Genomic DNA, 25,617 nt, shown 5'->3' with positions numbered 1-25,617 from the left:
ATGCCAGCCTCTAAATCTTTTTCTTTAAAGGTACGGCCGTAAAACCACCACCAGTCGCCCTGTAGAGATCGACCGACGCATCAAGGCGCTGCAACCGAGCCTGCACCTGAGACAATTCCGCCAGCTGCACGGTTGACTGCGCGGCCAGGACATCAATCTGGCTTGCATATCCCTGTTCCAGACGGAGCGTCATCAGATGCAGCTTCTGCTGCGCCGCTCCGTCACGCGCACCGTTATCCGCATCACGCTCCGCGGCTGTGTTCTGCGCCAGCAGCGCGTCACGGACTTCCCTGAACGCTGTGCGGACAGACTGCTGATACAGCACGACCTGCTGGTTTCTGTTCGCTTTCGCAAGTTTAACGCCGCTTTGCGTTCTTCCGAAATCCAGAACGGGAGCCGCCATAGCCGCTCCGAGCGTCCATGAGCGACTGGTGGCCCGGTAGAGATTGTCGATGTCGATATTGTTCACGCCGGCAAGCGACGCCAGTGAGATGCTGGGAAAATAGGCCGCCCGGGCATACCCGATATTGAAGTTGCTCGCGATCAGCATCTGCTCGTGCATCGCAATGTCCGGACGGCGCTCCAGAAGCTCCGACGGCAGAACCGAAGGCGCTGGCTCGGGCACGTTGAGTTCCTGAAGATCCCGCCCTCTGGAAATTCCCGCCTGAACGATGTCCTGCGGCGACCGCCCGACCAGAACAGCCAACGCGCTTTCCGCATTATTGCGTTGATCCTCCATGTCGGGCAGCGCCGCGTGTACGGCGTCACGACGCTCTGTCGCGTCCTGCAGCAGCAGGGCGTCAACGGCCCCAACGTCATACTGATGCTGAACAAGCCTGAGAATATCGTCCTGCGTCTGCACACTCTCCTTCAGAATGGCGACGTTGCGGTCCAGCGCGCGCAGGCTGAAATAAAGCTTCGCCACAGCGGCCGCCACCGACAGTCGCGCCGCATCCTGCGCATAAACGGCTCCCTGAACGCCCGCTTTGGCCGCATCACTGAGGCTGGCGTTCTTGCCCCACAGGTCGAGTTCGTAATTCAGCATTCCGCCGACAAAACCGAAATTGCTCGTCTTATTGGGAAAACGGAAACTCTGGCCGGCAGTCCGGAGATTTCCGTTGGCGAATTTACCGTAAGCGTCATTGCCGACGACGGACAGGGAAGGAAGCTGGTTCGCAAAAGCGTAGCTGTACTGGGCCTGAGCCTGCGACAGGCTGGATTTCGCCAGCTCCAGATCGTCGTTATGCTGAGCCGCTTCCTCCTCCAACCGGTCAAGCACCGGATCTCCATAACGCCGCCACCACGTATGATCGTCGCGTGTGACGGCCTGCACGCCGTTCCACGTCGCAGGCAGCGCTACGACAGGACGTTTGTAATCCGGCGCAAGCCAGGAACATCCGCCCAGTATCAGGGGAATGAGAAAAAGGATTTTTCTCATGAGACCACCTCCGTCCCGGATGACGGCTCTCTGACGCGGAACCACAGAACGTAAAGCGAGGGCAGGAAGATCAGCGTGACCGCCGTAGCAACGGCGAGCCCTCCCATGATGACATCCGCCATCGGCCCCCAGAAGACGCTTGAAGCAATGGGCAACATGCCGAGAATGGCGGCGACGGCCGTCAGCATGATGGGACGGAAACGGACCATCGCGGCGGCGACCACCGCATCCCATTCCGCCCTGTCGTCCTGCTGTTCGATCTCGATCTGATTCACAAGGATGACCGAATTGCGGATGATCATGCCCACCAGCGCCACAAGTCCGAGCAACGCAATGAAACCGATGGGATTGCCGGTGACGAGAAGCACGATCACGACACCGATCAGACCGAACGGGGCCACACTCAGCACGAGCGCCAGCCGTTTGAAGCTCTGAAGCTGGATCATCAGTACGGCCATCATGATCAGCGCCATGACCGGCATGACGGCGATCACCGAGTTCTGCGCCTTTGCCGCTTCATCAACCGTCCCGCCGACCGCCACATGATAGCCGGGCGGCAGATGAGCGTTGAAATCGGCAATCCTGCCGGCCAGTGCGGATACGGCTGTATTCGCCTGAACGCCGTCACGAAGCTGCGCCTGGATTGTCATGGTTGGAAGACGGTCGCGCCGCCAGATCAGCGGATAGTCTTCCACGTAGGAGACGGTGGCGATCGAGGAAAGCGGCACTGTGAGGTCATTCGGCAGGCGGACATCGAGATTGCGCAGGCTCTCGATGGAGAGCCGTTCCTCTTTTCTGGCGCGCAACACGATATCGACAAGATAGATGCTGTCCCGCAACTGGGTGGCGGTCGTGCCCGTGACGGTCGAATTAATGGCGCTTGCGATGGCGGCGGAGGACAGGCCGAGCCGACGCGCAGCCTCCTGACGCACATCGATCCGCAGTTTACGCGCCGGATCACCCCAGTCGAAATTGATCAGATGCAGATTGCCGCTCGCCGCCATCATCTGCGCGACGTCCTGTGCGTAATGGCGGAGCCTGTCCGGGTCCCGACCGGACACGCGATACTGCACCGGCCAGCCCACGGGAGGACCGAGCTCAAGGGGAAACAGCCCATGCACGATGTCAGGCATCTCCCGGTTCAGTCTCTCGTCAAGCCGGTGACGGAGGCGGTCGCGGGCTTCGACGCTTTTGGCCACAATGACGGTCTGCGTGAAGAAATCGTTCGGAAGCTGCTCATCGAGCGACAGGTAAAAGCGTATCGCCCCCCGGCCGACATAGGAACTCCAGTGGTCGACATCGGGGTCATTGCGCAGCATCGCATCGAGCCTGCGCGAAATATCGCTCGTCGCCGTGATGGAAGCTCCCTGCCGCAGAGAGAGATTGGCCAGAAGTTCCGGGCGATCTGACGCCGGGAAAAACTGTTTCGGGATCAGCGGCGTCAGAATCAGGGCGATAAGCAGTGCGCCCAGGCTTGTCAGGACTGTCGTGCGGGGGTGCCGCATGGTGACAAGCAGAAGACGCTCGAAGAACGCCATGATCCGCCCCTTGCGAGGTTCCTCATGTCTGGTCTCTGCCCTGTCCGGCCGCGCCCGCAGAATGGTCACCCCGATCAGGGGAGCCACCAGAACGGCCACAAACCATGACACGATCAGAGCCAGCCCGACGACCGCGAACAGGGAAAACGTGTATTCCCCAGCGACACTGTGCGCAAAGCCAACCGGCACAAAACCCGACACCGTAACCAGCGTGCCTGTCAGCATCGGAAAAGCCGTGGATGTGTAGGCGAAGGTCGCCGCACGCGGGAGGCTCCAGCCCTCCTCCAGTTTGCTGACCATGCTCTCGACAGTGATCATGGCGTCATCGACGAGAAGACCAAGAGCGATAATCAGCGCACCGAGCGAAACACGCTGCAGATCGATACCCAGCAGTTCCATGCTGGTGAACACGACCGCCAGCACAAACGGGATGCAGAACGCCACGACGGTGCCTGCCCGACCACCCAGACTGAGAAAACTGACGCCCAGCACAATGGCGATGGCCTCAAACAATGCCTCGGTGAAATCTCCGACCGCCTCCCTGACCACCTTCGGCTGATTGGCGACCAGATGGGCCTCGATACCGACGGGCATACGGGCATGAAGTTCGGCCATCTTCGCGGAAATATTCTTTTCCAGCGCAAGAACATTGCCACCTTTGGTCATGGACAGACCCAGTCCGACAGCATCCTGTCCGTTTACGCGAAACAGGGTTTGCGGCGGATCGGCATAACCGCGCGTGATGGTGGCGATGTCGCCCAGACGGACTTTCCGGTTGCCCGCATAGACCGTCACGTTGGCGACGTCCTCGACGGAATTGAATTTTCCGGTTGGCTGGACAAGAATCTGTTCCTTCCCGGTATCTATCGAACCGGAAGGAACCAGCGCGTTCTGCGCCTGTAGCGCATCGGCAATCATCACGCCATTGACACCCAGACGCGCAAGATGCCGGCTGGACACATCGACGAAAATCTTTTCGTCCTGAGCGCCAAGTGTCTCGATCTTGGCGACATCAGGGACATGCAGCAGCTCGTCGCGGACGGTCTCGACGTAATCCTTCAGGTCACGATGGGAAAATCCGTCCGCTGTAAAGGCATAGATGATGCCATAGGTGTCCCCGAATTCGTCATCAAAGAACGGCCCCACCGTCGTCGAAGGCAGGTACGGCCTGATATCACCAACCTTCTTGCGGACCTGATACCAGATGTCCGCGACCTGACTCTTTGGCGTACTGCCCAGAAGATTGACCAGAATGGTGGTCTTGCCGGCAGTGGTATAGCTTTTGACATAATCGAAATAAGGCGTTTCCTGCAGCTTCTTTTCGATCCGGTCCGTAAGCTGATGCGTTGTTTCCTCGACCGTTGCGCCCGGCAGCAGGGCCTCGACGACCATCGTCTTGACCGTAAAGGGCGGGTCCTCATTCCGGCCGAGATCGAAATAGGACCTGACGCCAGCAACGGCGATCAGAATCATGAAGAACGCAACGAGTGCGCGATGACGGATGGACCAGTCCGAAAGATTCAGGATGTGACCCGTTTTTACATCCTGTCCGGACTCTTCAGGGGCGGACATCGGCGTCATCCAGCAGGGAAATCTTCTGGTTTGGATAAAGCGCCTGCACACCGGCCGTCACAACGCGATCTCCGGCCTTCAGACCCGAAACGACCGTAACGTCGTCGGCGCTATATCGGGAGACTTCGACCGGACGCAATGTGACGGTCATCGTATCGGGCACGATCACCCACACAGCAGTTTTTCCATCCTGTGCGGTCAGGGCTGACGGCGGAAGATGGATATCGGAGGCGCCGGCGGCGGCAAGCCGTCCAACCGCCACGGAACCAAGCGTCATGGCGGTCGGCGGCGCCTGAAGAAGCACCTTTGCCCGATACGTCCGGGTCAGTGGATCAGCATCCGGCGCGAGTTCGTAGAGTGTCCCGTCCGTGCAGATATGGCGGTTCGCGTCGAGACAGATGGTCATCGTCGTTCCAACCGTCAGGCCGGAGCGCAGAAGATCGCCCGAAACATCGAACTGGGCGTCACGGCCCGCAGCCTCGGCTATGCGCAGGATCGGCTGACCAGCGGCAATGACCTCTCCAACCTCAGCCAGACGCTCTGTGATCACGCCATCCGCATTCGCCTCAAGACGGGTATGGTCCAGTTCCTCTCGGGCGATCCGCTCCCGGGCCGCCGTAGACTGCACGGCCTGCTGCGCCGTGCGGTAGCGGAGAATGGCCTCGTCATAATCATTACGTGAAATAGCACGATCGGGAAGAAGAGCCGTCGCACGTTTCTGCAAAGGGGTCGCCTGCGCAAGGGATGCTTTGGCGGCCTGTGCGTCAGCGATGGCGGCGCGCAGCGTCTGGCGCACCTCGGCGTCATCCAGACGGGCCAGCACCTGACCGGCGTGCACCTGATCACCTGTCGCCACCGTGCGCTCAACGATCTTGCCGGGCAGACGGAACGACAGGGAGACAATACGATGCGGGGCAATCTGTCCTGTCAGAAACTCCGTATTTCCATCTGCGCTCGGATGGACCACGAAGGAGCGAACGGGCCTGATTTCAGGCGGGGGAGCCTTCTTGTGACACGCAGACAGCGTGACTAGCATAAAAGCGCAAAGACCGGCCCTGTATATGAAGGCTCGCCTGTTCATACCTCTTTGACCGTCGCTGGTCTGGAAGTCGGCGCGCGCAGTATTCCTGTCATGAAAGCCGTCCAGGCATTCTCAAGAAAATCGTCCCGTTCCTTTGCCGTCATCAGAACATCACGCCCGAACAGCATCTGCTGATGAGGATGCTCCAGACAGAGCCCGGAAAATAATCGGCTTGTTTCCTTCAGATCACAGGATTCTTTCAAAAGCCCCACATCGGAGACTGCGGTCATGAGCCTGCAGGTCAGTTCTTCAAGAGGGTCGAAAATATGCGCGCCGGCATGGTTCACCAGATCTGGAAAGCGCCATCCCTCCGCGATGAAGGTGCGACTGAGAGAGAGCGTTTCGGGACTTAGGACCAGATCAAGAAGCATCCGCATCGTCTTGCGCAATGTCAGCAGCGGATCGCTGGAAACCATGGTGTCCGATGGCGTCGCCGCCACGAGAAAACTTTTCCCCAATTCCGAAATGACCGTCTTGAACAGACTTTCCTTGGAAGGGTGCCGCCGATAGATGGTCTGCTTGCCCACCTGGGCCACCGCCGCAATCTGCTCAACAGATGTGGCTGCGTACCCCTGCTCTCCAAACAACCTGCTGGCTGTCTTCAGGATGAGAATATCCAGCTCCTCGGATACCCGACCATCAGGCCGACCTGAAATCTTCTTTCTTTCGTCTCTGTCCGGCATGAACTTTTCCTGATGCACGTCGGCACAGGAAATATACGAGACGTTCTCGTCTCGCAAGATTTTCATAGAGATCGACGACCTGCTTCGAGCCTGCAAAACCGTTTTCGTTATGATAAACAGGAGTGAATCGCCAAATGTGCCTGAGGATGACCGATACCCTTTAGAGCATCCCGAAACCAGACATTCCGTCCCCCCGGTCAAAACCGCGCAACGGCAGGCAATGTCTCACCACTTTTCAGCGCCTAAAATTCAAAATGAATATCATTTAATTTTTAAAGCCCGGCACCTTCCAATACCCAATAAAAAGCATCACATTATTTATTGAAAATAAATAAAATACAGACAAATAAAATAACTTAATTATAAAATTAAACATATAACACAATTATATGTTAATAATAATTCAGTATCATTAGAATTGTAAATATTATAAATTCAAAACTATATTTTAAAAACAATAAGAGGAGCGATTCATTGCATCTCAACCGGAAAGCTCTCCCCCATCTCCCCGATAGTGTCTATCGCCCTGAATTCGACCTATCCCAACTTACTCCCGGCGTCCTTCATCTCGGTTGCGGCAATTTTCACCGCGCCCATCAGGCCGTCGCCACACAGGCGGCCATCAACCGTGAAGGCTCGGACGGGCTGAAATGGGGTATCGTCAGCGCCACCATGCGACGCCCCGACCTCGTGAACCAGCTTCGGCCGCAGGACAATCTCTACACCCTGCTCACCCGCGTCGAAGACAGGACCGTCGCCTCCGTCATCGGCTCCATCCATGAGATGGTGTTTTCAGGTGACGAGGCGGTCGACCTGGCTGAACGCGTCGCCGATCCCCGGATACGCATCGTCTCCCTGACCGTGACGGCCAGCGGCTATTACCTGACCGCTGACGGACGGCTCGACCCGGAAGCGCAGGCAATCCGGCAGGACCTTTCGGCGCCGCATCCCCGCACGGCCATAGGCATTCTGGCGAACGGTCTCGCTCTGGCAAGACAGCGCGGCACTGTTCCTCCCGTGATCCTGTGCTGCGACAATGTCAGCCATAACGGCGCAACGCTCAGACAGGCCGTCATGGATTACGCTTCTCTGCGTGGTGATGACCGACTGGCGGCATGGATCGGAGAGACTGTGCAGTTTCCCGATACGATGGTCGATCGGATTGCGCCCTCAAGCCACGTCGATGACGTCGCGGATGCAAAGAAAGCTCTCGGCGGAATTGTCGATGCCGCGCCCGTTTCGGCGGAACCATGGTTCCAGTGGATCATTGGACCGTTCGATGGCCCCCGTCCCTACTGGGAAGCTCATCCCGGAACAAAATTTGTCCAGGATGTCGCTGTGTTTGAAGCCGCCAAGCTCCAGATGCTGAACGGCAGCCACATGCTGCTGGCCTATACCGGAGCGCTGGCGGGTCTCAACACAATCGCGGAAGCCGCAAGCGATCCCTCTCTCGGACGCATCACCGCCCGTTTCATGCGCGACGAACAGACAGCCGGCATTGCGCTCTCCGCCGGGGAACTGGACGATTACACACGGGCGCTGATGGCCCGCTTCCAAAATCCGGGCATCGTTCATGATGCAGAGAGGGTAGGACGCAACGGTTCGGCCAAGATGGCTGACCGGGTGATGCGCGCCATGCGGGACAATCTTGTCGCAGGCCGCCCCGTTTCTGGGGCATCGCTGCTTATCGCAAGCTGGATACGCTGGTTTGCGCTGAACGATCAGGAAGCGCTGGAACTTTCCCTGACCGATCCCAAGGCGAAGACCCTGCAACGCATCTGCGCCGAAGCCCGCGACGATCACAAGGCGCAGGCGGAAGCCTTCCTCGCCATGGAAGAGGTCTTTGGGCCGCCTCTGCCGGATCATGACCGTATCGTGGCGGAGATTGCAGGCCTGCTGCGCCGACTGACGGAGGAAGATGTTCCCTCCGTCCTGCGTGAACTCGCGGCCTGAACGCAGTTTCTGGAAGCGGCCTCAGGCTGCTTTCAGAATAGTCTTCAAATAGGCTCTAACGACAGTGAGATCATCCACGATCGCCAGCGCCTTTTCGTGAATATCATCGGCTGGCTGAAGAAGATCCGGTACAACGATGACCCGTATGCCCGCCGCATGGGCCGCCCGCGCACCGGAATGGGAGTCCTCAAGCGCAAGACAGTATTTCGGCTCAACGCCGATCTTTTCAGCAGCTTTCAGATAAGGCTCGGGATCGGGCTTGCCTGCGCTGACATCGTCCCGTGTGACCGTCGCGTCAAAACGCTTGTCGAGACCGACAAGTTCCAGATGATGATCCGTACGATAACGGCTTGAAGACGTGGCGATCGCCCGCGGGATGCGGAACTCGTCCAGCAGATCCAGCAAGGGCAGCACGCCGGTTTTCAGAACCAGTCGGCCATTATCGACATACTCCCTGAGCAGCACTTCCTGACGGGCAAAGAAGTCTTCCATCGGAAAGGCCACGCCATACGCTTCATGCACCAGTTTGCGGCATCCATCCGCAGGCACGCCGATCATGGAACGGCAGAAACTCATCGGAATGTCGTAGCCAAGGTCTTTCCCGGCATCGACCAGCGCATCCATGGCCAGCGTCTCACTGTCGAGCAGCAACCCGTCCATATCGAACACCACCCCATGGACAGGGAGGGCAGTTGCACTGCGAAGATGGGCTGGAATGATCTGCTCTGTCATTTTGCTTCCTGTATTTTTTGTCTTGAAGCGAATGTACAACAGCAGGACCGGAAATGAAAAATCCAGAAGATTAAAAGATATTCACTAACATCACGCAATCGGATGCGAAAAAAAAACGCCTCTTTCAGGCGCATGACCCGAAAGAGGCGTCAGAAATCGGAAAGCTGCTTTAATTAGAAATGCAGCGCCCCGTCATAAGCCGCCAGTACGGCTTCATGCATCGACTCAGAGATTGTCGGATGCGGGAAGATGGTCTCCTTCAGTTCCGCCTCCGTCAGTTCACCACTGCGGGCGATGACGTAACCCTGAATCATCTCCGTCACTTCCGCGCCGATCATGTGCGCGCCCAGCAGTTCGCCGGTCTTGGCGTCGAACACGACTTTCACCAGACCTTCCGGCTCCCCCATGGCAATCGCCTTGCCATTGCCGATGAACGGGAAACGACCGACACGGACCTGATAACCCGCTGCCTTCGCCTTGGCTTCCGTGTAGCCGACAGAAGCCACCTGCGGACGACAGTAGGTGCAACCCGGAATCTTCGTCACGTCGATCGGATGCACATGCTTGCCGGCAATCGCTTCCACACACATGACCGCCTCGTGGCTCGCCTTGTGGGCCAGCCACGGCGCACCCGCCACGTCACCAATGGCGAACACGCCCGGCTCGCCCGTGCGACAGAGATCGTCCGTCACGATATGCGTGCGATCCACGACAATCTTCGTGCCTTCCAGCCCGATATTCTCGACATTGCCGACAATACCGACTGCTGAAATCACGCGATCGAACGTGAAGGTTTCCTTCCTGCCGCCCGCTTCGATCTCGACCGAGACATCCTTGTCAGACTTCTTCAGCGTGCCGAGCTTCGCGCTGGTCAGCACCTTCATGCCCTGCTTCTCGAACGCCTTGAGAGCCAGACCGCTGATTTCCTCGTCCTCAACCGGCAGCACGCGATCCGCGACTTCCACCAGCGTCACTTCGGAACCCATGTTGCGATAGAAGGAAGCAAACTCGGTACCGATCGCACCGGAGCCGATCACCAGCAGGCGCTTTGGCAGTTCATCCGGCACAAGCGCTTCACGATAGGACCAGACGAACTTGCCGTCCGGCTCCAGCCCCGGCAGCGTGCGGGCACGCGCGCCAGTCGCCAGAATAAGGTTCTTGGCCGTCAGCGTGACCGACTTGCCGTCCTTCAGCGCCACGGCCAGTTTGCGCTTCTTGCCGTCCGTTCCTGCCAGCTTTGCGAAGCCATCGAAAACCGGAACTTTCGCCTTTTTCAGCAGATGGCCCACGCCACCGGAAAGCTGCTTCGACACAGCCCGGGAACGTCCCACAACCTTCTGGAAATCGAAGCGCGGATTATCCACGGCAAAGCCGAACTGGCCGAGGTCATGCAGAAGATGATTGATTTCGGAAGCGCGCAGCAGCGCCTTGGTCGGGATACAGCCCCAGTTGAGGCAGATTCCGCCCAGATGGCTGGCTTCGACAACCGCGACCGAAAGTTTCAGCTGTGCCGCACGGAGAGCCGCCACATAGCCGCCGGGACCGCCACCCACAACAATCAGATCAAAATCGGTGGTGCTCATATGATGTTTCCTGATTGAGCGTCGGGCGGGCCGGAACTGCTCCCTGCCCGCCCGACGGAACGGCCTGTCAGACGACGAGCGTGAACGGGTTTTCCACCACTTCGCGGAACCCTGCGGTCCATTTGGCGGCAAGCGCGCCGTCGATGGCGCGATGATCGACCGAGAGCGTCACGGTCATCACCGTGGCCGCACCCAGCGACCCGTCCGGCTTCACAACCGCACGCTTCTCACCGGCTGCAATGGCCAGAATGCCGGCCTGCGGCGGGTTGATGATCGCCGAGAACGAACTGACGCCGAACATGCCCATGTTGGAGATCGAGAACGATCCGCCCTGGAACTCTTCCGGCTTCAGCTTGCCCGCACGCGCACGGGAGGCGAGGTCTTTCATCTCGTTGCTGATCTCACGCAGCGACTTGCGATCGGCCTGACGGATGATCGGCGTGATGAGGCCGTCCGGGATGGACACGGCCACCGAGATGTCGACGTCGTTATACTCGATCAGCGCCTCGTCCGTGTAGGAGACGTTGACGCCCTTCACACGACGCAACGTGACGGCCGCAGCCTTGATCAGCAGATCGTTGACCGACAGCTTGAACGCATCCGGCCCCTCGGCGGGTGACGCCGCGTTGAGCTGGCTGCGCAGAGCCAGCAGCGCGTCGAGCTTCACATCAACCGAGACGTAGAAGTGCGGAACGGTCGTCTTCGATTCCGTCAGACGACGGGCGATGACCTTGCGCATGGTGGAATGCGGCGTGCTGGTCGAACCGCCCGGCGTATAGGCCGCCACAGGCGCGGACTTCGCCGCCGAAGCGCCGCCGCCAGCCTTTGCCGCTTCCACGTCCTTCTTGACGATACGGCCATTCGGGCCGCTGCCTTTCAGGGTGGACAGGTCGATGCCCGCATCTTTGGCGATCCGCTTCGCCAGCGGAGAAGCGAACACACGGTTGCCCTTCTCCACAGAAGCCTTCACCTGCGGCGCAGGAGCAGCAGCCTTTGGCGCGGGGGCCTCGGCCTTTGCGGGTTCGGCTTTCTCCGCCTTGGGCGCAGCTGAGGACGGACCTTCCGGCACCGCCTCACCTTCCTCGACCAGAATGGCGATGGGCGTGTTGACCGCCACACCCTCCGTTCCTTCCGGAACAAGGATCTTGCCGAGAATACCCTCATCCACGGCTTCGACTTCCATCGTCGCCTTGTCCGTCTCGATCTCGGCGATCACCTCACCCGAGGAAACCGTGTCGCCCTCTTTCTTGTTCCACTTCGCCAGCTTGCCTTCCGTCATGGTCGGCGAGAGGGCGGGCATCAGGATATCGATAGCCATGATGTCTTTCCCTCAGACGATTTTGGAAACGGCGTCCACAACCCAGTCGGGCTGCGGCAGGGCGAGCTTCTCAAGGTTGGCGGCAAACGGCATCGGCACATCGAGGCCAGCCACGCGCACCGGCGGCGCGTCGAGCCAGTCGAAGGCGTGCTCGATCACCTGCATGGCGATTTCCGCACCAATACCGGCAAACGGCCAGCCTTCTTCAACCGTCACCAGACGGCTCGTCTTCTTCACGCTCTCGATGATGGTCGCCGTATCGAGCGGACGGATCGTACGCAGGTTGATGACCTCCGCGTCGATCCCCTTCTCGGCCAGCAGTTCGGCGGCGGCCATCGCCGTGCCGACACTGATCGAGAACGCCACGATGGTCACATCCTTGCCCGGACGCTCGATCTTCGCCTTGCCGATCGGCAGGATGAAGTCCTCATCCACCGGGCATGGGAACTTCTGACCGTAGAGGATCTCGTTCTCAAGCACGATCACCGGGTTCGGATCACGGATGGCCGCACGCAGCAGGCCCTTCGCATCGGCTGCCGACCACGGAGCCACAACCTTCAGACCCGGAACATGGGCGTACCAGCTCGCAAAACACTGCGAATGCTGGGCACCGACGCGGGCCGCCGCGCCGTTCGGACCACGGAACACCATCGGACAGGAAATCTGGCCGCCGGACATGTAGTGCGTCTTGGCCGCCGAGTTGATGATGTGGTCGATGGCCTGCAACGAGAAGTTCATGGTCATGAACTCGACAATCGGCTTCAGGCCGGTCATCGCCGCACCCGTGGCCATGCCCGTGAAGCCATGTTCGGTGATCGGCATGTCGATCACGCGCTTTTCGCCGAACTCGTCCAGCAGACCCTGCGAAACCTTGTACGCGCCCTGATACTGGGCGACTTCCTCACCGAGCAGGAAGACGTCTTCGTCGCGGCGCATTTCCGCGGCCATGGCGTCACGAAGCGCCTCACGCACGGTAATCTCGCTCGTCTCGCCCCAGTCTTTTTCCGGCTCGCTGGCGGCAGCAGAAACAGCGGTGACAGCCGTGGTGGCAGCAGCAGCCTTCGGTTTTTCTTCAGCAGCAGGGTGAACCTCGCCACTGCCCGCGGACGGCGCATCCGGAACGGCCTCGCCTTCCTCAACGAGAATGGCGATGGGCGTGTTGACGCTCACGCCTTCGGTGCCTTCCGGAACAAGGATCTTGCCGAGAACACCCTCGTCCACAGCTTCGACTTCCATTGTCGCCTTGTCCGTCTCGATCTCGGCGATCACTTCACCAGAAGAGACCGTGTCGCCTTCTTTCTTGTTCCACTTGGCCAGCTTGCCTTCGGTCATCGTCGGCGACAGCGCTGGCATCAGGATATCAATAGCCATCCGTTTTATTCTCCCACCAGCACGTCGGTAAACAGTTCCGAAGGATCAGGCTCCGGGCTTGTCTTCGCAAACTCGGTCGCATCCGCGACGATTTCCTTCACCTTGGTTTCCATTTCCTTGAAGTCGGCATCATCCACGCCTGCCGCCTTCAGCAGGTTGCGGACATGGTCGATCGGGTCGTGTTTCTGGCGGATTTCGTCCACTTCCGAACGCTGACGATACTTCGCCGGATCGGACATCGAATGGCCGCGATAACGGTAAGTGGACATTTCCAGCAGGTAAGGACCGTTGCCCGCACGGCAATGCGCGATGGCTTCCTTCGCAGCAGCGTTCACCGCTTCCACGTCCATGCCGTCAACCTGCCTGCCGGGAATGCCCCATGGCTCGCCGTTCTTCCACAACGCCTTGGACGCCGAAGCACGCTCGACGCTGGTGCCCATGCCGTAGCGGTTGTTTTCGATCACGAACACGCAGGGCAGCTTGTGCAGCGCCGCGAGATTGAAGCTCTCGAAAACCTGCCCCTGATTGGAAGCGCCTTCACCGAAATAGGTAATCGAGACCTCATCTGTGCCGCGATACTTGTTGGCGAAGGCCAGACCGATGCCAAGCGCCACCTGAGCGCCGACAATGCCGTGACCGCCATAGAAGTTCTTCTCACGGGAGAACATGTGCATGGAGCCGCCCTTGCCGTGGGAAAGGCCGGTCGCACGCCCTGTCAGCTCCGCCATCACGCCGCGCGGGTCCATGCCCGCCGCCAGCATCTGACCGTGGTCACGGTAGGAAGTGATGACCTTGTCACCATCCTTCTGCGCCATCTGAAGGCCGACCACCACGGCTTCCTGACCGATATAGAGATGGCAGAAGCCGCCGATGAGTCCCATGCCGTAAAGCTGACCGGCCTTTTCCTCAAAACGACGGATCAGCAGCATATCGTAATAAGCCTGCTTCAGCTGATCCGCTGTCAGTCCGGGATGATTCCGGCCAGCCGTCGCGTCGGCAGAGCCTGATTGCCCCATAGTATTCTGTTCGGTCATGGAGTTACCTTTACCTCATCGGTTTTCAGGGTCCGGCATATAATCGCAGCCGTTAATTGTAAATATTATCGTTAATTTTCAAGAGGTTGATAATAAAAAACACCTTGACTGATCAGGGAAGTCATTCAACGCGCTCCCGATCGACCCTCATCGCAAGCCGGTCATTGATGAACGGAGAGACTCTCGTGTGAGCGTTCAATCTCTTCTCACTTTCAACGTCTCTTCCTCGTTCGGGTTGTCATGACAAGTGCGCTACACCTCCCAGACAGGTAACGCGAGCGCGACGTTCTGCAAAGCGCCCGAAAGGTGTAAAGTTGCAGTAACACCCCTATCAAAATGTGTACAATGTGAACATGAGCGCCGGTCATAAAAAACTTTTCGCAGGAAGCAGAATCCGCAAACTTCGGCGTCAATTCGGCCATACACAGCGTGAAATGGCCCGTCTGGTTAATATATCATCAAGCTATCTTAACCAGCTTGAAAACGATCTGAGACCGATTCCAGCCCAATTGCTGCTAACTATTTGCAGAACTTTCGCGGTGGATGCGTCCTGGTTCGGCGACAACGAGGAAATCCGCACCATCCAGATGCTGCGGGAGGTTTTCGCTGACCCCATGTTCAAGTCCGACCTGCAGGCGAACGAGTTCAGAAAGGCCGCACAGGAACTCCCCGGACTGGCCCGGCACTTTATCGATCTGTATCGTTCCTACCGAACCCTCACGGAACGGCGCACCCATTTTTCTGCCGACACGTCCCGTCAGGATCTTCCTCATATTCCCGACACCCTCGGCTCCCCGCACTACGAGGCCGCCGGTGAATGGGTGCAGAGCGAGAAAAACTATTTTCACGACCTCGATACGGCCGCAGAGGATCTGTACGAGGCCGAGAACTTTGACCGCGCCGCTCCATCCGTCGTTTTTGAACGCTATCTTCTGGATCATCACGCCATCCGCGTCACCACCAATCCCGACTTCGCACTGGAAGACACGCTATGGCGCTTTGATCGCCGGGAAAAAACCCTCCACCTGTCAGCCGATATGGCGCCGGAAAGCCGCTCTTTCTGCCTTGCCAGACTGATCGGCGATATCGAGTTCAGTCGCATCATCGACAAGACCATTCGCCGCTCCGGCCTGCCCGCGGGCGATGCTCAGGCGCTCGTTCGCGTCAGTATCAGCAACTATTTTGCCGGTGCGCTGATCCTGCCTTACGGACGCTTCCGACAGGCGGCCAGAGAGACCAGACACGATCTCGATCTCCTGCAGAGACGCTTCAAGGTCAGCTTTGAGCAGGTCTGCCACCGCCTCTCCACGCTCCAGAGGCCGGGTGCCGAAGGCATTCCGTTCTACTTCATCAAGACAGATGTCGCGGGCAATATCCTGAAAAGCTACAGCGCCACACGCTTCAGCCGCGCCCGCTTCGGCGGACTGTGCGCCCTGTGGAACGTGTTCGAGAGCTTCGCCGTGCCCGGAAGACTGGCGACACAGCTCTCACAGGACACCGACGGTAGCGTCTTCATCAGCGTCGCCAGAACGGTCGGGCGTCCTCCGACATCCTTTTTTGAACGAACCCGACGGGTGGCCATCGTGCTGGGGTGCTCCGTCACGCATGCGTCCGAAATCATCTACTCGACCGCCCTCAATATCGACGACGCCAGAAACTTCGTCCCGATCGGACCCGGATGCCGCGCATGCAGCCGCATCGACTGTCGCCACCGCGCCGTTCCCGCCAGCGGTTTCCGGCTTGATCCGAACAGCGACGAGAGAGGCACCGTGCCTTACCGGGTGCTTGGATAATGCCCGCCTCTGATCAACAAACAATCAGAAAAACAGGCGCTTTCATTCTTTATACAAGGCATAATCCAAGATGGAATCCGGTCTTTCCTGAAGATGAATTTCTTCATTTTCCCTGTAACTGACAATGAAAGATCGACTGTAACCATCTGGACCAAGAGCCCAGAAAACCCTGGCGCTGCTTCTTCTCAGCCCAGCAACCTTGCGCAATGCATTTCTTTCTTTTGCCGATAACCCTTCCATATTCCCGGAAGATTTACAAAATCCGTTCATGAGTTCGATGAGTTCATCAATTTCTTTTCTGGTTTTCTTTACTTCCCCTGCGATGATTTCACTGTCGCAGCCCGGAAGATAGGCAACCAGATCAAAAGCCCAGTCAGAAGACTGGGTTCCGATAAGTTCTTCTGGCCACCCCCAGTCAAAATGGAGTCTGGCCAGTCCACCAACTGTTATTACTGGCTCCAGCCAAAGGGTAAAAGCTCTCTCGCCTTCCGAAACTTTCTTTCCAGTCCAGAAAAACTGTTCACTCGCGCAACTTCGAGACGTTCGATAAAGACCTCGTCCCCTATGTTTAACGAGGTGATTGTTCCACGCCTTCAAAAAATACTCTGCATCCAGTTGTCCAATTTTTTGTGATGCTTTTCTGAAACTATCAGAAGAAACCAGTCGAGATGCATCTTCACAGAATTCAGGTATAAGATGATTGTAGAGAAGTTTTTCAAACCGCTGAAGTGAATCAGTCATAAGATCATCTTCTCTCATGATTGGCAGTTCATTTTCGTGATCCCAGAAAATGAACCGTAGACTGTCTTACTATAATTTGTTCAAACCATATTTTAATCCTTACAGATTAATAAAATATCAAATTTAAGACCATTTATTCTGGTCTATATTCCGCTACTGCCCTCAAAACATAATTTCGAGCAATACAGATGCGCTCGAACACTCAACAGGAACCAGAAACAGTTATTCACCAGATCATAAAAAAACGGGCTGTCCTTCCCGAAAGGACAACCCGTTTCAATTCCAGACTGATCTACCAGCAATCAGGGAGCCGGTGTCATTAGCGCCTTCAACGCTTCACCCGGATCAGGAGCGCGCAGGAGCGATTCACCGACGAGGAAACCACTGGCTCCCACCGCTGACAGACGCTTCACATCCTCTGCCGTCTTGATGCCACTTTCCGACACAATGATCTTGTCCGGCGGCACGAGAGGCGCAAGCTGGATGGTCATATCAAGGTCAGTGGTCAGGGTCTTGAGATTACGGTTGTTGATCCCGATCAGCGACGTATCAAGCGCCAGCGCCCGGTTCAGCTCCTCTTCCGAATGGACTTCAACCAGCACATCCATGTCGAGGCCCTTGGCATGATCGACCAGCGCCGCCGCTTCCTCATCCGTCAGGATCGCCATAATCAGGAGAATGCAGTCCGCACCGATCACCCGGCTCTCATAAACCTGCCACGGATCGATGATGAAATCCTTGCGGAGCACAGGAAGTCCACAGGCGGCACGGGCGGCAATGAGATCCTCATTGCTCCCATGGAAGCAGGAACTTTCCGTCAGAACGGACAGACAGGCAGCACCTGCCGCTTCATAGGATTTCGCGATTCCAACAGGATCATACGGATCACGCAGCAGGCCCGCCGAAGGAGAGGCTTTCTTGATTTCAGCGATGAAACCGGGAACCAGCTCAGCAGTCTTGTCCTTGAGCGCCCGCCCGAAGCCTCGCGAAGTGAACTGCGTCTCCAGAGCCTTCGCCGTGATGTCTTTCAGACTCAGCAGCGTCGAACGGTGAGCCACTTCCACTTTCGTCCGCGCCACAATCCGGCCAAGAACATCCGATGGTTCGGAGCATGCCTCGGCACTGGTCGCAACTGGCACCTGATCCGATGTCTCGTTCATCATGTCTCCGTCTCGTAAATGAACATGGATGACTTTATCGCCGGCTGAGTGCGCTCGTGCGATATCCAGAGCCATTTCACGCGCCACCACAATGGCGCGTCCTGTGCAGCAAAGTTACACCGCTACGGGATAGCATATCCCTATAAAGTGATCTTGCGGTTTTATCCAGTAACTCCGCGAGCCGCTTCCAGCGAGGCCAGCGCCGCACCGCTGTCGATAGAGGAAGCCGCCAGTTTCACCAGCTCCCGCAGAGCGCCGCGGTCCACCTGCCCCGCATCATTCAGAACCTGCCCCCTGCCCGCAATATGCAGGCCACAGGCGGCATTGAAAAGCACCGTATCACGATATGGGCCATGAGACCCGCGAAGCAAGGCCTCAAGCGCCCTGGCGTTCTCTTCAGGCCCTCCTCCGGCAATCGCGGAGACGGGCGCACGGGGCAGCCCGGCCATCTCTGGCTCAAGCGTGAACCGATAACGCACACCACCCTCAAACGCTTCGACATGCGTCGGCCCGGCCAGCGTGATTTCATCGATCCAGCGCAACGAAGAACCCGGAATTTCACCACAGATCGCCCACACCCGCGTCGAGCCGAGCTTCGCCAGCGTATCAGCAATCGGCGCCAGCCATGCCGCATCAGACACGCCGACCAGCTGACGGGTCACGCAGGCGGGATTGACCAGTGGCCCGACGAAATTGAACAGGGTCCGCACACCGAGCGCCCGCCGCACACCCGCAGCGTGACGCATGGCGGGATGATGGTGCGGGGCGGCCATGAACGTCAGATTTCTCTCACGCAGATCCGCTCCCAGCGTGGCGATATCCTCCTTGAGAGGCACGCCAAGAGCCGTCAGCACGTCCGAAGCTCCCGCCTTGGACGACAGCGCCCGATTGCCGTGCTTGGCCACCGACACACCCAGTCCCGCCAGCACGAACGCAACGGACGTGGACACATTGAGCGTCCCATGCCCATCGCCACCCGTGCCACAGACGTCGATCGCATCAGGCGGCGGCTCGTGCAGGGCTTTCATCCGGGAGCGCACGGCCTTCACAGCACCAAGCAGTTCGTCCTGCGTCTCTCCCCGCACCCGCATGCCCATCAGCAGCGCCGCAATCTGCGCCCCATCGGCAACGCCATCCATGACAAGACCGAAGGCTTCTTCCGCCTCCGGTTCGGACAGGGGTTTACCTGTAGCAATATGACGCAGAATCTCCCGGAAGCGCCCGCGTGCGGCCGCCTGCTGTGCCTCAGCCTCAGCCGGGATCGTGGACGGTCCGCTCATGACCGAAATCCTGTAGTCATCGGAACAATCCTACGCCGCCCGCCGGGTATCATTCCACGTGCGCGCCATGTTCAGGAAATTCCGCAGCATGTCGTGGCCGCCTTCCGACGCGATGCTTTCCGGATGGAACTGCACGCCATGCACGGGATACTGCCGATGACGCAGTCCCATGATGATGCCGTCATCCGTCCACGCCGTACGCTCCAGCACATCCGGCAACGTGGAGGCTTCCACAATCAGACTGTGATAGCGCGTGACGCTGACCGGATTGGGCAGCCCTGCGAACACATCCGTATTCTCGTGATAGACCGGCCAGACCTTGCCATGCACAGGCTCCGGTGCACGAACCACCTTGCCGCCAAAGACCTGTCCGATAGCCTGATGGCCAAGACAGACACCCAGAATGGGGGTCGTCGGCGCAAGCGCACGGATCACGTCGCAGCAGATGCCCGCCTCGTTCGGCGTGCAGGGACCGGGTGAAAGCACGATGGCTTCCGGCTTGCGGGCGACCACCTCTTCAACGCTCAGGGCGTCGTTGCGGTGGACCTCACACTCCTCCCCCAACTCGCCGAAATAATGGACGAGGTTGAAGGTGAAGCTGTCATAATTATCGATCAGCAGGATCATGGCGTCATGATGACGTTCCCGGCCGCTCCGGTCAACGGAACAGCGCAGCGTCACCCCTCCTTGCGTTCCAGCACGGCGGCGAAGAAACCGTCCGTGCCATTTCTACCCGGCGTCAGTGAAAGCATGGACGAACCAGCCAGAGCCGCTGGCACTTCCGGCGCATCCGGCACAACCGACACGAAGTCCGGGTGACGGGCAAGAAAAGCCGTGATCTGGTCGCTGTTCTCGGCGTTCAGGATCGAACAGGTCGCATAGACCAGCCGCCCGCCGGGCCGCACAAGCGCCGCCGAACGGTCCAGAATTTCCGCCTGCTTGACGGTCAGTTCCTTCAGGTCGTTCTCTTCCAGCCTGACCCGCGCATCCGGGTTACGCCGCCATGTCCCGGTTCCCGTGCAGGGCGCATCCACCAGCACCCGATCGAACGACTTCGCCCGGCGCTTGGCCCATTTGTCGCCCGGCACCAGCAGATGACGTTCAGCGTTATGGATGCCCGCCCGACGCAGACGCTTCACCGCTCCTTCAAGGCGCGGCACCGATACATCGCAGGCCACGATATGCCCGCGATTCTGCATCATCATCGCAATGGCCAGCGTCTTGCCGCCCGCCCCCGCGCAGTAATCCAGAATCCGCATCTCGGGGCGCGCACCCAGCATGGCGACAACCAGTTGGCTGCCTTCATCCTGAATCTCGACCAGCCCCTCCTTGAACGCCGCACTCGCCGTAACCGGCTGACGGCCGGACAGACGCAGCCCCCACGGAGAAAGCTCGGTCAGTTCTGCGCGGAAACCATCCCGCAACAGGGCTTTCTGCGCAGCCTCCCGGTCGCCTCGCAGCGTGTTCACGCGCAGATCCAGCGTAGCTTCCCCGGCCATGGCGGCCAGTTCCGTCTCCAGTGTCTCGCCGAATGTCGCTTCCAGATGCGGCAGCAGCCAGTCCGGCACTTCCAGACGCACAGCCCGCGGCATGGTCGCCTCGTCCGGCCTGCTGGTGGCAAGCGTCTCCAGAAAACGACGCTCATCGCGGGCCAGTGCGCCGGGAGCAAACTTCCCCTCAACGAAAGACTGGGCGATATCGCCGAAACTCTCGCCCGCCAGAAGCTGCCTGACCGCAACACGCAGACGCGGCGTCGCTTCCCCGCCAACCTGCGCAATCAGCCACTCAGCCCGACGCCATTGACGCAGCACGTCCCACACAATCGCGGAAATCGCACGACGGTCACCGCCGCCGATAAAGCGTCTCTCACGAAAAAAACTGTTGGCGGTGGCGTCAGCAGGACGGCGCGGCGCGGCATCCATTGCGGTCAGAAGGTCGATCGCGGCCGCAAGCCGGGCGGAAGGCGTCATCGGGTATCCTGCGTCCTGATCCGAAGTCTGAAATAATGGATTCAAAAAGTGGAGAGACCGCAGCCTCTCCACCATAAAACGCCGCCTCAGTCGCGGCGGTAGTTCGGTGCTTCCCGCGTGATGGACACGTCATGGACGTGACTCTCACGCAGACCGGCGTTGGTGATGCGACGGAAGCGCGTATTGGTCTGCATCGCCTGAATGTTGGCCGAGCCGGTATAGCCCATGCCCGCCTTCAGACCACCGACCAGCTGATGCACCACAGCGCCCATCGCGCCCTTGTAAGGCACGCGGCCTTCAATGCCTTCCGGCACCATCTTCTGCGTATCCTTCACTTCCTGCTGGAAGTAACGGTCCGCCGAACCCCGCGCCATCGCGCCAAGGCTGCCCATGCCGCGATAGGATTTGTAGGAACGGCCATCATACAGGAAGACCTCGCCCGGCGCTTCTTCCGTGCCAGCCAGCAGCGAGCCGACCATCACGACATCGCCACCCGCGGCAATGGCCTTCACCAGATCGCCCGATGTCCGCACGCCACCGTCAGCAATCGCCGGAACATTCTGCTCGTGGCACGCGGCTGATGTTTCCAGAATGGCGGAGAACTGCGGCACGCCGACGCCTGCAACAACACGGGTGGTGCAGATCGATCCCGGACCGATACCGACCTTCACACCATCCGCACCGACTTCGATCAGCGCCCGGGCCGCTTCCGGTGTCGCCACGTTACCAGCAATGACCTGCACGTCGCTGTTCGCCGCCTTGACTCGCTCGACCGCCCGCAGCACGCCGGAGGAATGGCCGTGCGCCGTATCGATCACCAGCACATCCACACCAGCTTCAATGAGCAGCTGGGCGCGCTTGAACCCGTCATCACCCACGCCTGTCGCAGCGGCGCAGCGCAGACGGCCCAGACCGTCCTTGATGGCCAGCGGGTGCGCCACGGCCTTGTCCATGTCCTTGACGGTGATGATGCCGACGCAGCGGTTGGCGTCATCAACGACCAGCAGCTTCTCGATACGATTCGTGTGCAGCAGCTGGCGCGCGACGTTGGCGTCCGCGCCATGACGGACGGTGACAAGATTGTCGCGCGTCATCAGTTCGCTGACTTTCTTGGACGGGTCGGTCGCAAAGCGGACATCACGGTTGGTGAGGATACCGATGAGTTCCTGCGTGCCGGGCTGCACGACCGGCAGACCGCTGATGCCGTGATGGCTCATGATCGCGCGGACCTCGGCCAGCGTCTGGTCCGGCCCGACGGTCACCGGGTTCACGACCATGCCGGATTCGAAGCGCTTCACGCGACGGACCTGCTCGGCCTGCTCCTCGGCTTCCAGATTCTTGTGAATGACGCCCATACCGCCGTGCTGCGCCATGGCGATCGCCATCGCATATTCGGTGACGGTGTCCATCGCTGCGGAAACAAGCGGGATATTGAGATCGATCGTGCGGGTCAGCCGGGTGCGGGTGTCAGCGTGCGCGGGCAGCACGTCGGACGCCGCAGGGACCATCAGCACGTCATCGAATGCGAGGGCGTCTGTAATACGATCGTAAAGTGAAATGGCCATGGCGCGCGGGACCCCTCTCTGTGTTGCGGGCATCCCGGTCTCATGCGCAGGACAGAATAGGCGTCCAGCTTCCCCGACCAACCAGCTTCGCCAGACCTCGGATGCCGGGAATCGACACCGCAACGCTTTATCAGCGCTGCTGATCCGTTGAAGGGCGGTCGTGACACTCTGCCGCGGGTTCCCCACCGTTGGCGGCTCCTCATAAGCACTCTGCCGGACGCTGACAAGAACAACCATAACAATGATGTCACGTGAGTGTGATGCGCAGAGGCTGCTTTACAGAACTTTACCAGACTTTTCCACAGGATTTGCAAGATTTGCAGGCTCGCCTGTGCCAACCTGACAGGGCGGTGCAATTCCCGGTCCGGGCCGGTTCCATCGCCCACAAAAACAAGAACAGACAGAATCCCGGCAGCGGGAGGAGACGCAGGCGTGACAAAACTTCTTCACAACCGTGGTCATCGGGATGAGCCCACCCTTCCTCCGGACCGTCCGGACGCCCTGATGGCCGTCGTCCTCGACAGCGCGCTCGATCCCGCCACCGATGCCCACCCCGAACGCTGCAAGGATCGTGAACAGGCCATTCTCGATCTCTGCCAGACCGCACATTTCCGCCCCGAGGGACTGACGGGCCCCTTCATCCTGCATATCGCCGTGCAGGGACTGTCAGGACTCGTTTTCGATGTGCGGAACGAGGAAGACATGCCGCTCTACGCGCATGCGATCTCCCTCTCGCCCTTCCGTCGTCTCATCAAGGATTACGCCCTGATGATCGACAGTTTCGAAGCCGCGATGGAAGAAGGAAACCGCACCAAAGTGCAGGCTATCGACATGGGGCGGCGCGGTGTTCATGATGAGGCGTCGGAACTGCTGATCGAACGGCTCACCGGGAAGATCGCCATGGACCTGCCGACAGCGCGACGTCTTTTTACCCTGATGTGCCTCCTGAGCCAGCGAGGCTGAACCTTCTTTCCCGAACCGGAGCCCCATGACCGCGAACGATCTTCTCGCAGAATCAAGAAACATCTGGTTTCCGGTCGTGCTTCGCCTCGACAATACGACAAAGACGCTGGTCGTCGGAGGCGGTGAGGTCGCCGCAAACAAGGTGTCGCTGCTGCTGGCGACAGACACGCGGGTTGTCGTGATTTCTCCGACCCTGTGCGGTGAGCTTGAAAGAGCACTGAAATCAGGCCGCGTGGAACATATCGCCACACAGGCGTCACGGGAGGTGCTGGAGGCGCAGCTGCCCGGCGCAAGACTCGTCTACGCCGCGACCAGCGACAGGGCGGTCAATCATCTCGCGGCAGACCTGGCGAAGGAGATGAATATTCCCGTCTGCGCCGTGGACGATCCCGATCCGTCCTCCTTCATCACACCCGCCATCGTGCGGCGCGGTCCGGTCATGGTGGCGATTTCCACATCCGGCGCGGCTCCGGTGCTCGCTCGACGTATCCGCGAACAGATAGAGACGCTGCTGCCCGCCGGGATCAGCCGCCTCTCCCGCTTCATGCAGAACGCCCGCGGAAAAATGGCGCAGATCCACCCGGCGCCGGAGACCCGTCGCCGGGTCTGGGAGAACTTCCTCGACGGCAATGGCGCGGAACAGGCGCTGGCCGGGGACGAAACCGGAGCCTCCGCAACCCTCGACCGTCTTGCGTCAGACGAAAAGGGCGGCGGTGAAGTCTGGCTTGTCGGAGCAGGGCCGGGAGACGCCGATCTTTTGACGCTGAAAGCCCTGCGACTGATGCAGAACGCCGACAGCGTGCTGTATGATCATCTGCTGCCGCCGGATATTCTGGATCGTGTCCGCCGGGACGCCGAACGGATTTTCGTCGGCAAACAGAAAAGCAACCACGCCCTCCCCCAGCCTTCCATCAACGACGAACTCATCCGTCGCGCGAAAGCCGGTGAGCGGGTGCTGCGCCTGAAAGGTGGCGACCCCTTCATCTTCGGACGCGGCGGCGAGGAGATCGAGGCGCTCATGGAGGCTGGCGTGCCATTCCGTGTCGTCCCGGGCATTTCCGCCGCCAACGGATGCGCCGCGTCGTCAGGCATTCCGCTGACGCACCGGGACTGCGCGCAGTCGTGCCTGTTTCTGACCGGACATGCCCGTGCGGATGGCACGCTGGATCTGCCGTGGCATACGATCGCCCTGCGCGGCCAGACGGTGGTGATCTATATGGGTCTCGGCGGCATTGCTTCACTCTGTGAACAGCTGATTACACATGGCCTGCCTCCGACATGGCCAGCCGCCGTTATTGAAAAAGGCACACAACCGGGTCAGCGTGTGATCACCGCAGATCTGACATCCCTGCCCCGTCTGACGGTCGAACAGGATTTCCGCAGTCCCGCACTGATCATTGTCGGCGAAGTGGTGAAACACCGCGTTGTGTCACCGGTCGTTTAAGAGTTGTGTGACCCTTAATACTCTGCTCATCCCCTGCCCGGCCCTGAAGAAGAGCGATCATGAAACTTGCCGAAGCCCTCATTCTGCGAAGCGACATCCAGAAGCAGATGGAACAGCTTGCCGTCCGCATCCGGAAAACGGCTCTGGCGCAGGAGGGCGACACGCCTCCTGAAGATCCCAATGAACTGCTGGTCGTTTATGAAAAATCAGCCCGCGAACTGGACAACAGACATGGCTGGAGCATAATCGGACGCGGTAGCTGAAACCGGAAAAGCGTGTTCACCGTCCCGGAAGGGCAGACCGGGAACTCCAGGTTTGAGACGGGACATCAAAGCGGTTCGATTCCGCATTCACTGCGCAGGTCCATCACATCTGACACCAGCACAGGGCACATCTCA

20 protein-coding genes are annotated in these 25,617 nt (G+C 59.2%); 5 read left to right on the top strand and 15 right to left on the bottom strand.

Annotated features, from left to right (window positions below; genetic code table 11):
• Positions 1 to 10: 10 nt before the first annotated feature.
• Genes GVI59_RS00270 through GVI59_RS00255 form a run of 4 tightly spaced genes read right to left on the bottom strand, consistent with a single transcriptional unit; the run spans position 11 to position 6,312 of the window.
• Positions 11 to 1,438, bottom strand: coding sequence for an efflux transporter outer membrane subunit (locus tag GVI59_RS00270; RefSeq protein ID WP_173572319.1), 1,428 nt, complete (start codon positions 1,436 to 1,438; stop codon positions 11 to 13).
• Positions 1,435 to 4,557 carry an efflux RND transporter permease subunit gene (locus GVI59_RS00265; protein ID WP_173572318.1) on the bottom strand — a complete coding sequence of 1,041 codons (3,123 nt, stop codon included), beginning with the start codon at positions 4,555 to 4,557 and terminating at the stop codon, positions 1,435 to 1,437. Before GVI59_RS00265 ends, GVI59_RS00270 begins: the two co-directional genes overlap by 4 nt.
• Entirely contained in the window at positions 4,535 to 5,584 is a 1,050-nt protein-coding gene (locus GVI59_RS00260; protein ID WP_173572317.1) for an efflux RND transporter periplasmic adaptor subunit, read from the bottom strand. Before GVI59_RS00260 ends, GVI59_RS00265 begins: the two co-directional genes overlap by 23 nt.
• A 41-nt stretch (positions 5,585 to 5,625) precedes the next feature.
• Positions 5,626 to 6,312, bottom strand: a complete 687-nt coding sequence (locus GVI59_RS00255; RefSeq protein WP_173572316.1) for a TetR/AcrR family transcriptional regulator — start codon at positions 6,310 to 6,312, stop codon at positions 5,626 to 5,628.
• 474 nt (positions 6,313 to 6,786) lie between these two features.
• Here GVI59_RS00255 and GVI59_RS00250 point away from each other — a divergent pair, with 474 nt between their 5' ends.
• On the top strand, positions 6,787 to 8,265 hold the full coding sequence (locus GVI59_RS00250) for a mannitol dehydrogenase family protein (RefSeq protein ID WP_173572315.1): 1,479 nt from the start codon (positions 6,787 to 6,789) through the stop codon (positions 8,263 to 8,265).
• Between the two features lie 21 nt (positions 8,266 to 8,286).
• Here the strand turns inward: GVI59_RS00250 and GVI59_RS00245 are convergent, their stop codons facing one another.
• The 5 genes from GVI59_RS00245 to pdhA all read right to left on the bottom strand — a co-directional run bounded on the left by GVI59_RS00245 (position 8,287) and on the right by pdhA (position 14,285).
• A complete protein-coding gene (locus GVI59_RS00245; RefSeq protein ID WP_232877667.1) occupies positions 8,287 to 8,997 on the bottom strand; it encodes an HAD family hydrolase in 711 nt (236 codons plus the stop codon).
• Between the two features lie 173 nt (positions 8,998 to 9,170).
• On the bottom strand, positions 9,171 to 10,580 hold the full coding sequence (gene lpdA / locus GVI59_RS00240; RefSeq protein WP_173572314.1) for a dihydrolipoyl dehydrogenase: 1,410 nt from the start codon (positions 10,578 to 10,580) through the stop codon (positions 9,171 to 9,173).
• 67 nt (positions 10,581 to 10,647) lie between these two features.
• Complete coding sequence (locus tag GVI59_RS00235) at positions 10,648 to 11,898, bottom strand: pyruvate dehydrogenase complex dihydrolipoamide acetyltransferase (RefSeq protein ID WP_173572313.1); 1,251 nt, start codon at positions 11,896 to 11,898, stop codon at positions 10,648 to 10,650.
• Positions 11,899 to 11,910: 12 nt separating this feature from the next.
• On the bottom strand, positions 11,911 to 13,269 hold the full coding sequence (locus GVI59_RS00230) for a pyruvate dehydrogenase complex E1 component subunit beta (protein WP_173572312.1): 1,359 nt from the start codon (positions 13,267 to 13,269) through the stop codon (positions 11,911 to 11,913).
• Positions 13,270 to 13,274: 5 nt separating this feature from the next.
• The gene (gene pdhA, locus GVI59_RS00225; protein ID WP_277876285.1) at positions 13,275 to 14,285 is read right to left on the bottom strand and encodes a pyruvate dehydrogenase (acetyl-transferring) E1 component subunit alpha; all 1,011 of its coding nucleotides are present in this window, start codon (positions 14,283 to 14,285) and stop codon (positions 13,275 to 13,277) included.
• A gap of 371 nt (positions 14,286 to 14,656) precedes the next feature.
• Between pdhA and GVI59_RS00220 the strand changes: the two genes are divergently transcribed.
• Positions 14,657 to 16,096, top strand: coding sequence for a helix-turn-helix domain-containing protein (locus tag GVI59_RS00220; RefSeq protein WP_173572311.1), 1,440 nt, complete (start codon positions 14,657 to 14,659; stop codon positions 16,094 to 16,096).
• Between the two features lie 42 nt (positions 16,097 to 16,138).
• Here the strand turns inward: GVI59_RS00220 and GVI59_RS00215 are convergent, their stop codons facing one another.
• The 6 genes from GVI59_RS00215 to guaB all read right to left on the bottom strand — a co-directional run bounded on the left by GVI59_RS00215 (position 16,139) and on the right by guaB (position 22,812).
• On the bottom strand, positions 16,139 to 16,855 hold the full coding sequence (locus GVI59_RS00215) for a hypothetical protein (protein WP_173572310.1): 717 nt from the start codon (positions 16,853 to 16,855) through the stop codon (positions 16,139 to 16,141).
• 284 nt (positions 16,856 to 17,139) lie between these two features.
• On the bottom strand, positions 17,140 to 17,997 hold the full coding sequence (gene trpC, locus GVI59_RS00210) for an indole-3-glycerol phosphate synthase TrpC (RefSeq protein WP_173572702.1): 858 nt from the start codon (positions 17,995 to 17,997) through the stop codon (positions 17,140 to 17,142).
• A gap of 161 nt (positions 17,998 to 18,158) precedes the next feature.
• Positions 18,159 to 19,277 (bottom strand): anthranilate phosphoribosyltransferase, encoded by a 1,119-nt coding sequence (gene trpD, locus GVI59_RS00205; protein WP_173572309.1) that lies wholly within the window; start codon positions 19,275 to 19,277, stop codon positions 18,159 to 18,161.
• Positions 19,278 to 19,307: 30 nt separating this feature from the next.
• Complete coding sequence (locus tag GVI59_RS00200) at positions 19,308 to 19,904, bottom strand: anthranilate synthase component II (RefSeq protein WP_173572701.1); 597 nt, start codon at positions 19,902 to 19,904, stop codon at positions 19,308 to 19,310.
• 50 nt (positions 19,905 to 19,954) lie between these two features.
• Positions 19,955 to 21,247 (bottom strand): RsmB/NOP family class I SAM-dependent RNA methyltransferase, encoded by a 1,293-nt coding sequence (locus GVI59_RS00195; RefSeq protein ID WP_173572308.1) that lies wholly within the window; start codon positions 21,245 to 21,247, stop codon positions 19,955 to 19,957.
• A gap of 86 nt (positions 21,248 to 21,333) precedes the next feature.
• Entirely contained in the window at positions 21,334 to 22,812 is a 1,479-nt protein-coding gene (guaB, locus tag GVI59_RS00190) for an IMP dehydrogenase (protein WP_206752357.1), read from the bottom strand.
• Between the two features lie 432 nt (positions 22,813 to 23,244).
• Between guaB and GVI59_RS00185 the strand changes: the two genes are divergently transcribed.
• From GVI59_RS00185 to GVI59_RS00175, 3 genes are read left to right on the top strand one after another with little or no spacing between them, the layout of a single operon-like run.
• Positions 23,245 to 23,775, top strand: coding sequence for a UPF0262 family protein (locus GVI59_RS00185; RefSeq protein ID WP_173572306.1), 531 nt, complete (start codon positions 23,245 to 23,247; stop codon positions 23,773 to 23,775).
• A gap of 25 nt (positions 23,776 to 23,800) precedes the next feature.
• A complete protein-coding gene (gene cysG, locus GVI59_RS00180; protein WP_173572305.1) occupies positions 23,801 to 25,219 on the top strand; it encodes a siroheme synthase CysG in 1,419 nt (472 codons plus the stop codon).
• Positions 25,220 to 25,278: 59 nt separating this feature from the next.
• Positions 25,279 to 25,482, top strand: a complete 204-nt coding sequence (locus GVI59_RS00175) for a DIP1984 family protein (protein WP_173572304.1) — start codon at positions 25,279 to 25,281, stop codon at positions 25,480 to 25,482.
• Positions 25,483 to 25,617: the final 135 nt, after the last annotated feature.

It is taken from the genome of Acetobacter sicerae (assembly GCF_011516765.1).
GTDB lineage: Bacteria > Pseudomonadota > Alphaproteobacteria > Acetobacterales > Acetobacteraceae > Acetobacter > Acetobacter sicerae.
The sequence above is the reverse complement of the archived record's forward strand: the minus strand, read 5'-3'. Positions and strand labels throughout refer to the sequence as shown.

What these genes read in the sequence shown, in the direction of transcription:
- GVI59_RS00270 (WP_173572319.1), bottom strand. Translation starts at nt 1,438, where the DNA reads ATGAGAAAAATCCTTTTTCTCATTCCCCTGATACTGGGCGGATGTTCC.
- GVI59_RS00265 (WP_173572318.1), bottom strand. Translation starts at nt 4,557, where the DNA reads ATGACGCCGATGTCCGCCCCTGAAGAGTCCGGACAGGATGTAAAAACG.
- GVI59_RS00260 (WP_173572317.1), bottom strand. Translation starts at nt 5,584, where the DNA reads ATGCTAGTCACGCTGTCTGCGTGTCACAAGAAGGCTCCCCCGCCTGAA.
- GVI59_RS00255 (WP_173572316.1), bottom strand. Translation starts at nt 6,312, where the DNA reads ATGCCGGACAGAGACGAAAGAAAGAAGATTTCAGGTCGGCCTGATGGT.
- GVI59_RS00245 (WP_232877667.1), bottom strand. Translation starts at nt 8,997, where the DNA reads ATGACAGAGCAGATCATTCCAGCCCATCTTCGCAGTGCAACTGCCCTC.
- lpdA (WP_173572314.1), bottom strand. Translation starts at nt 10,580, where the DNA reads ATGAGCACCACCGATTTTGATCTGATTGTTGTGGGTGGCGGTCCCGGC.
- GVI59_RS00235 (WP_173572313.1), bottom strand. Translation starts at nt 11,898, where the DNA reads ATGGCTATCGATATCCTGATGCCCGCCCTCTCGCCGACCATGACGGAA.
- GVI59_RS00230 (WP_173572312.1), bottom strand. Translation starts at nt 13,269, where the DNA reads ATGGCTATTGATATCCTGATGCCAGCGCTGTCGCCGACGATGACCGAA.
- pdhA (WP_277876285.1), bottom strand. Translation starts at nt 14,285, where the DNA reads ATGGGGCAATCAGGCTCTGCCGACGCGACGGCTGGCCGGAATCATCCC.
- GVI59_RS00220 (WP_173572311.1), top strand. Translation starts at nt 14,657, where the DNA reads ATGAGCGCCGGTCATAAAAAACTTTTCGCAGGAAGCAGAATCCGCAAA.
- GVI59_RS00215 (WP_173572310.1), bottom strand. Translation starts at nt 16,855, where the DNA reads ATGAGAGAAGATGATCTTATGACTGATTCACTTCAGCGGTTTGAAAAA.
- trpC (WP_173572702.1), bottom strand. Translation starts at nt 17,997, where the DNA reads ATGAACGAGACATCGGATCAGGTGCCAGTTGCGACCAGTGCCGAGGCA.
- trpD (WP_173572309.1), bottom strand. Translation starts at nt 19,277, where the DNA reads ATGAGCGGACCGTCCACGATCCCGGCTGAGGCTGAGGCACAGCAGGCG.
- GVI59_RS00200 (WP_173572701.1), bottom strand. Translation starts at nt 19,904, where the DNA reads ATGATCCTGCTGATCGATAATTATGACAGCTTCACCTTCAACCTCGTC.
- GVI59_RS00195 (WP_173572308.1), bottom strand. Translation starts at nt 21,247, where the DNA reads ATGACGCCTTCCGCCCGGCTTGCGGCCGCGATCGACCTTCTGACCGCA.
- guaB (WP_206752357.1), bottom strand. Translation starts at nt 22,812, where the DNA reads ATGGCCATTTCACTTTACGATCGTATTACAGACGCCCTCGCATTCGAT.
- cysG (WP_173572305.1), top strand. Translation starts at nt 23,801, where the DNA reads ATGACCGCGAACGATCTTCTCGCAGAATCAAGAAACATCTGGTTTCCG.
- GVI59_RS00175 (WP_173572304.1), top strand. Translation starts at nt 25,279, where the DNA reads ATGAAACTTGCCGAAGCCCTCATTCTGCGAAGCGACATCCAGAAGCAG.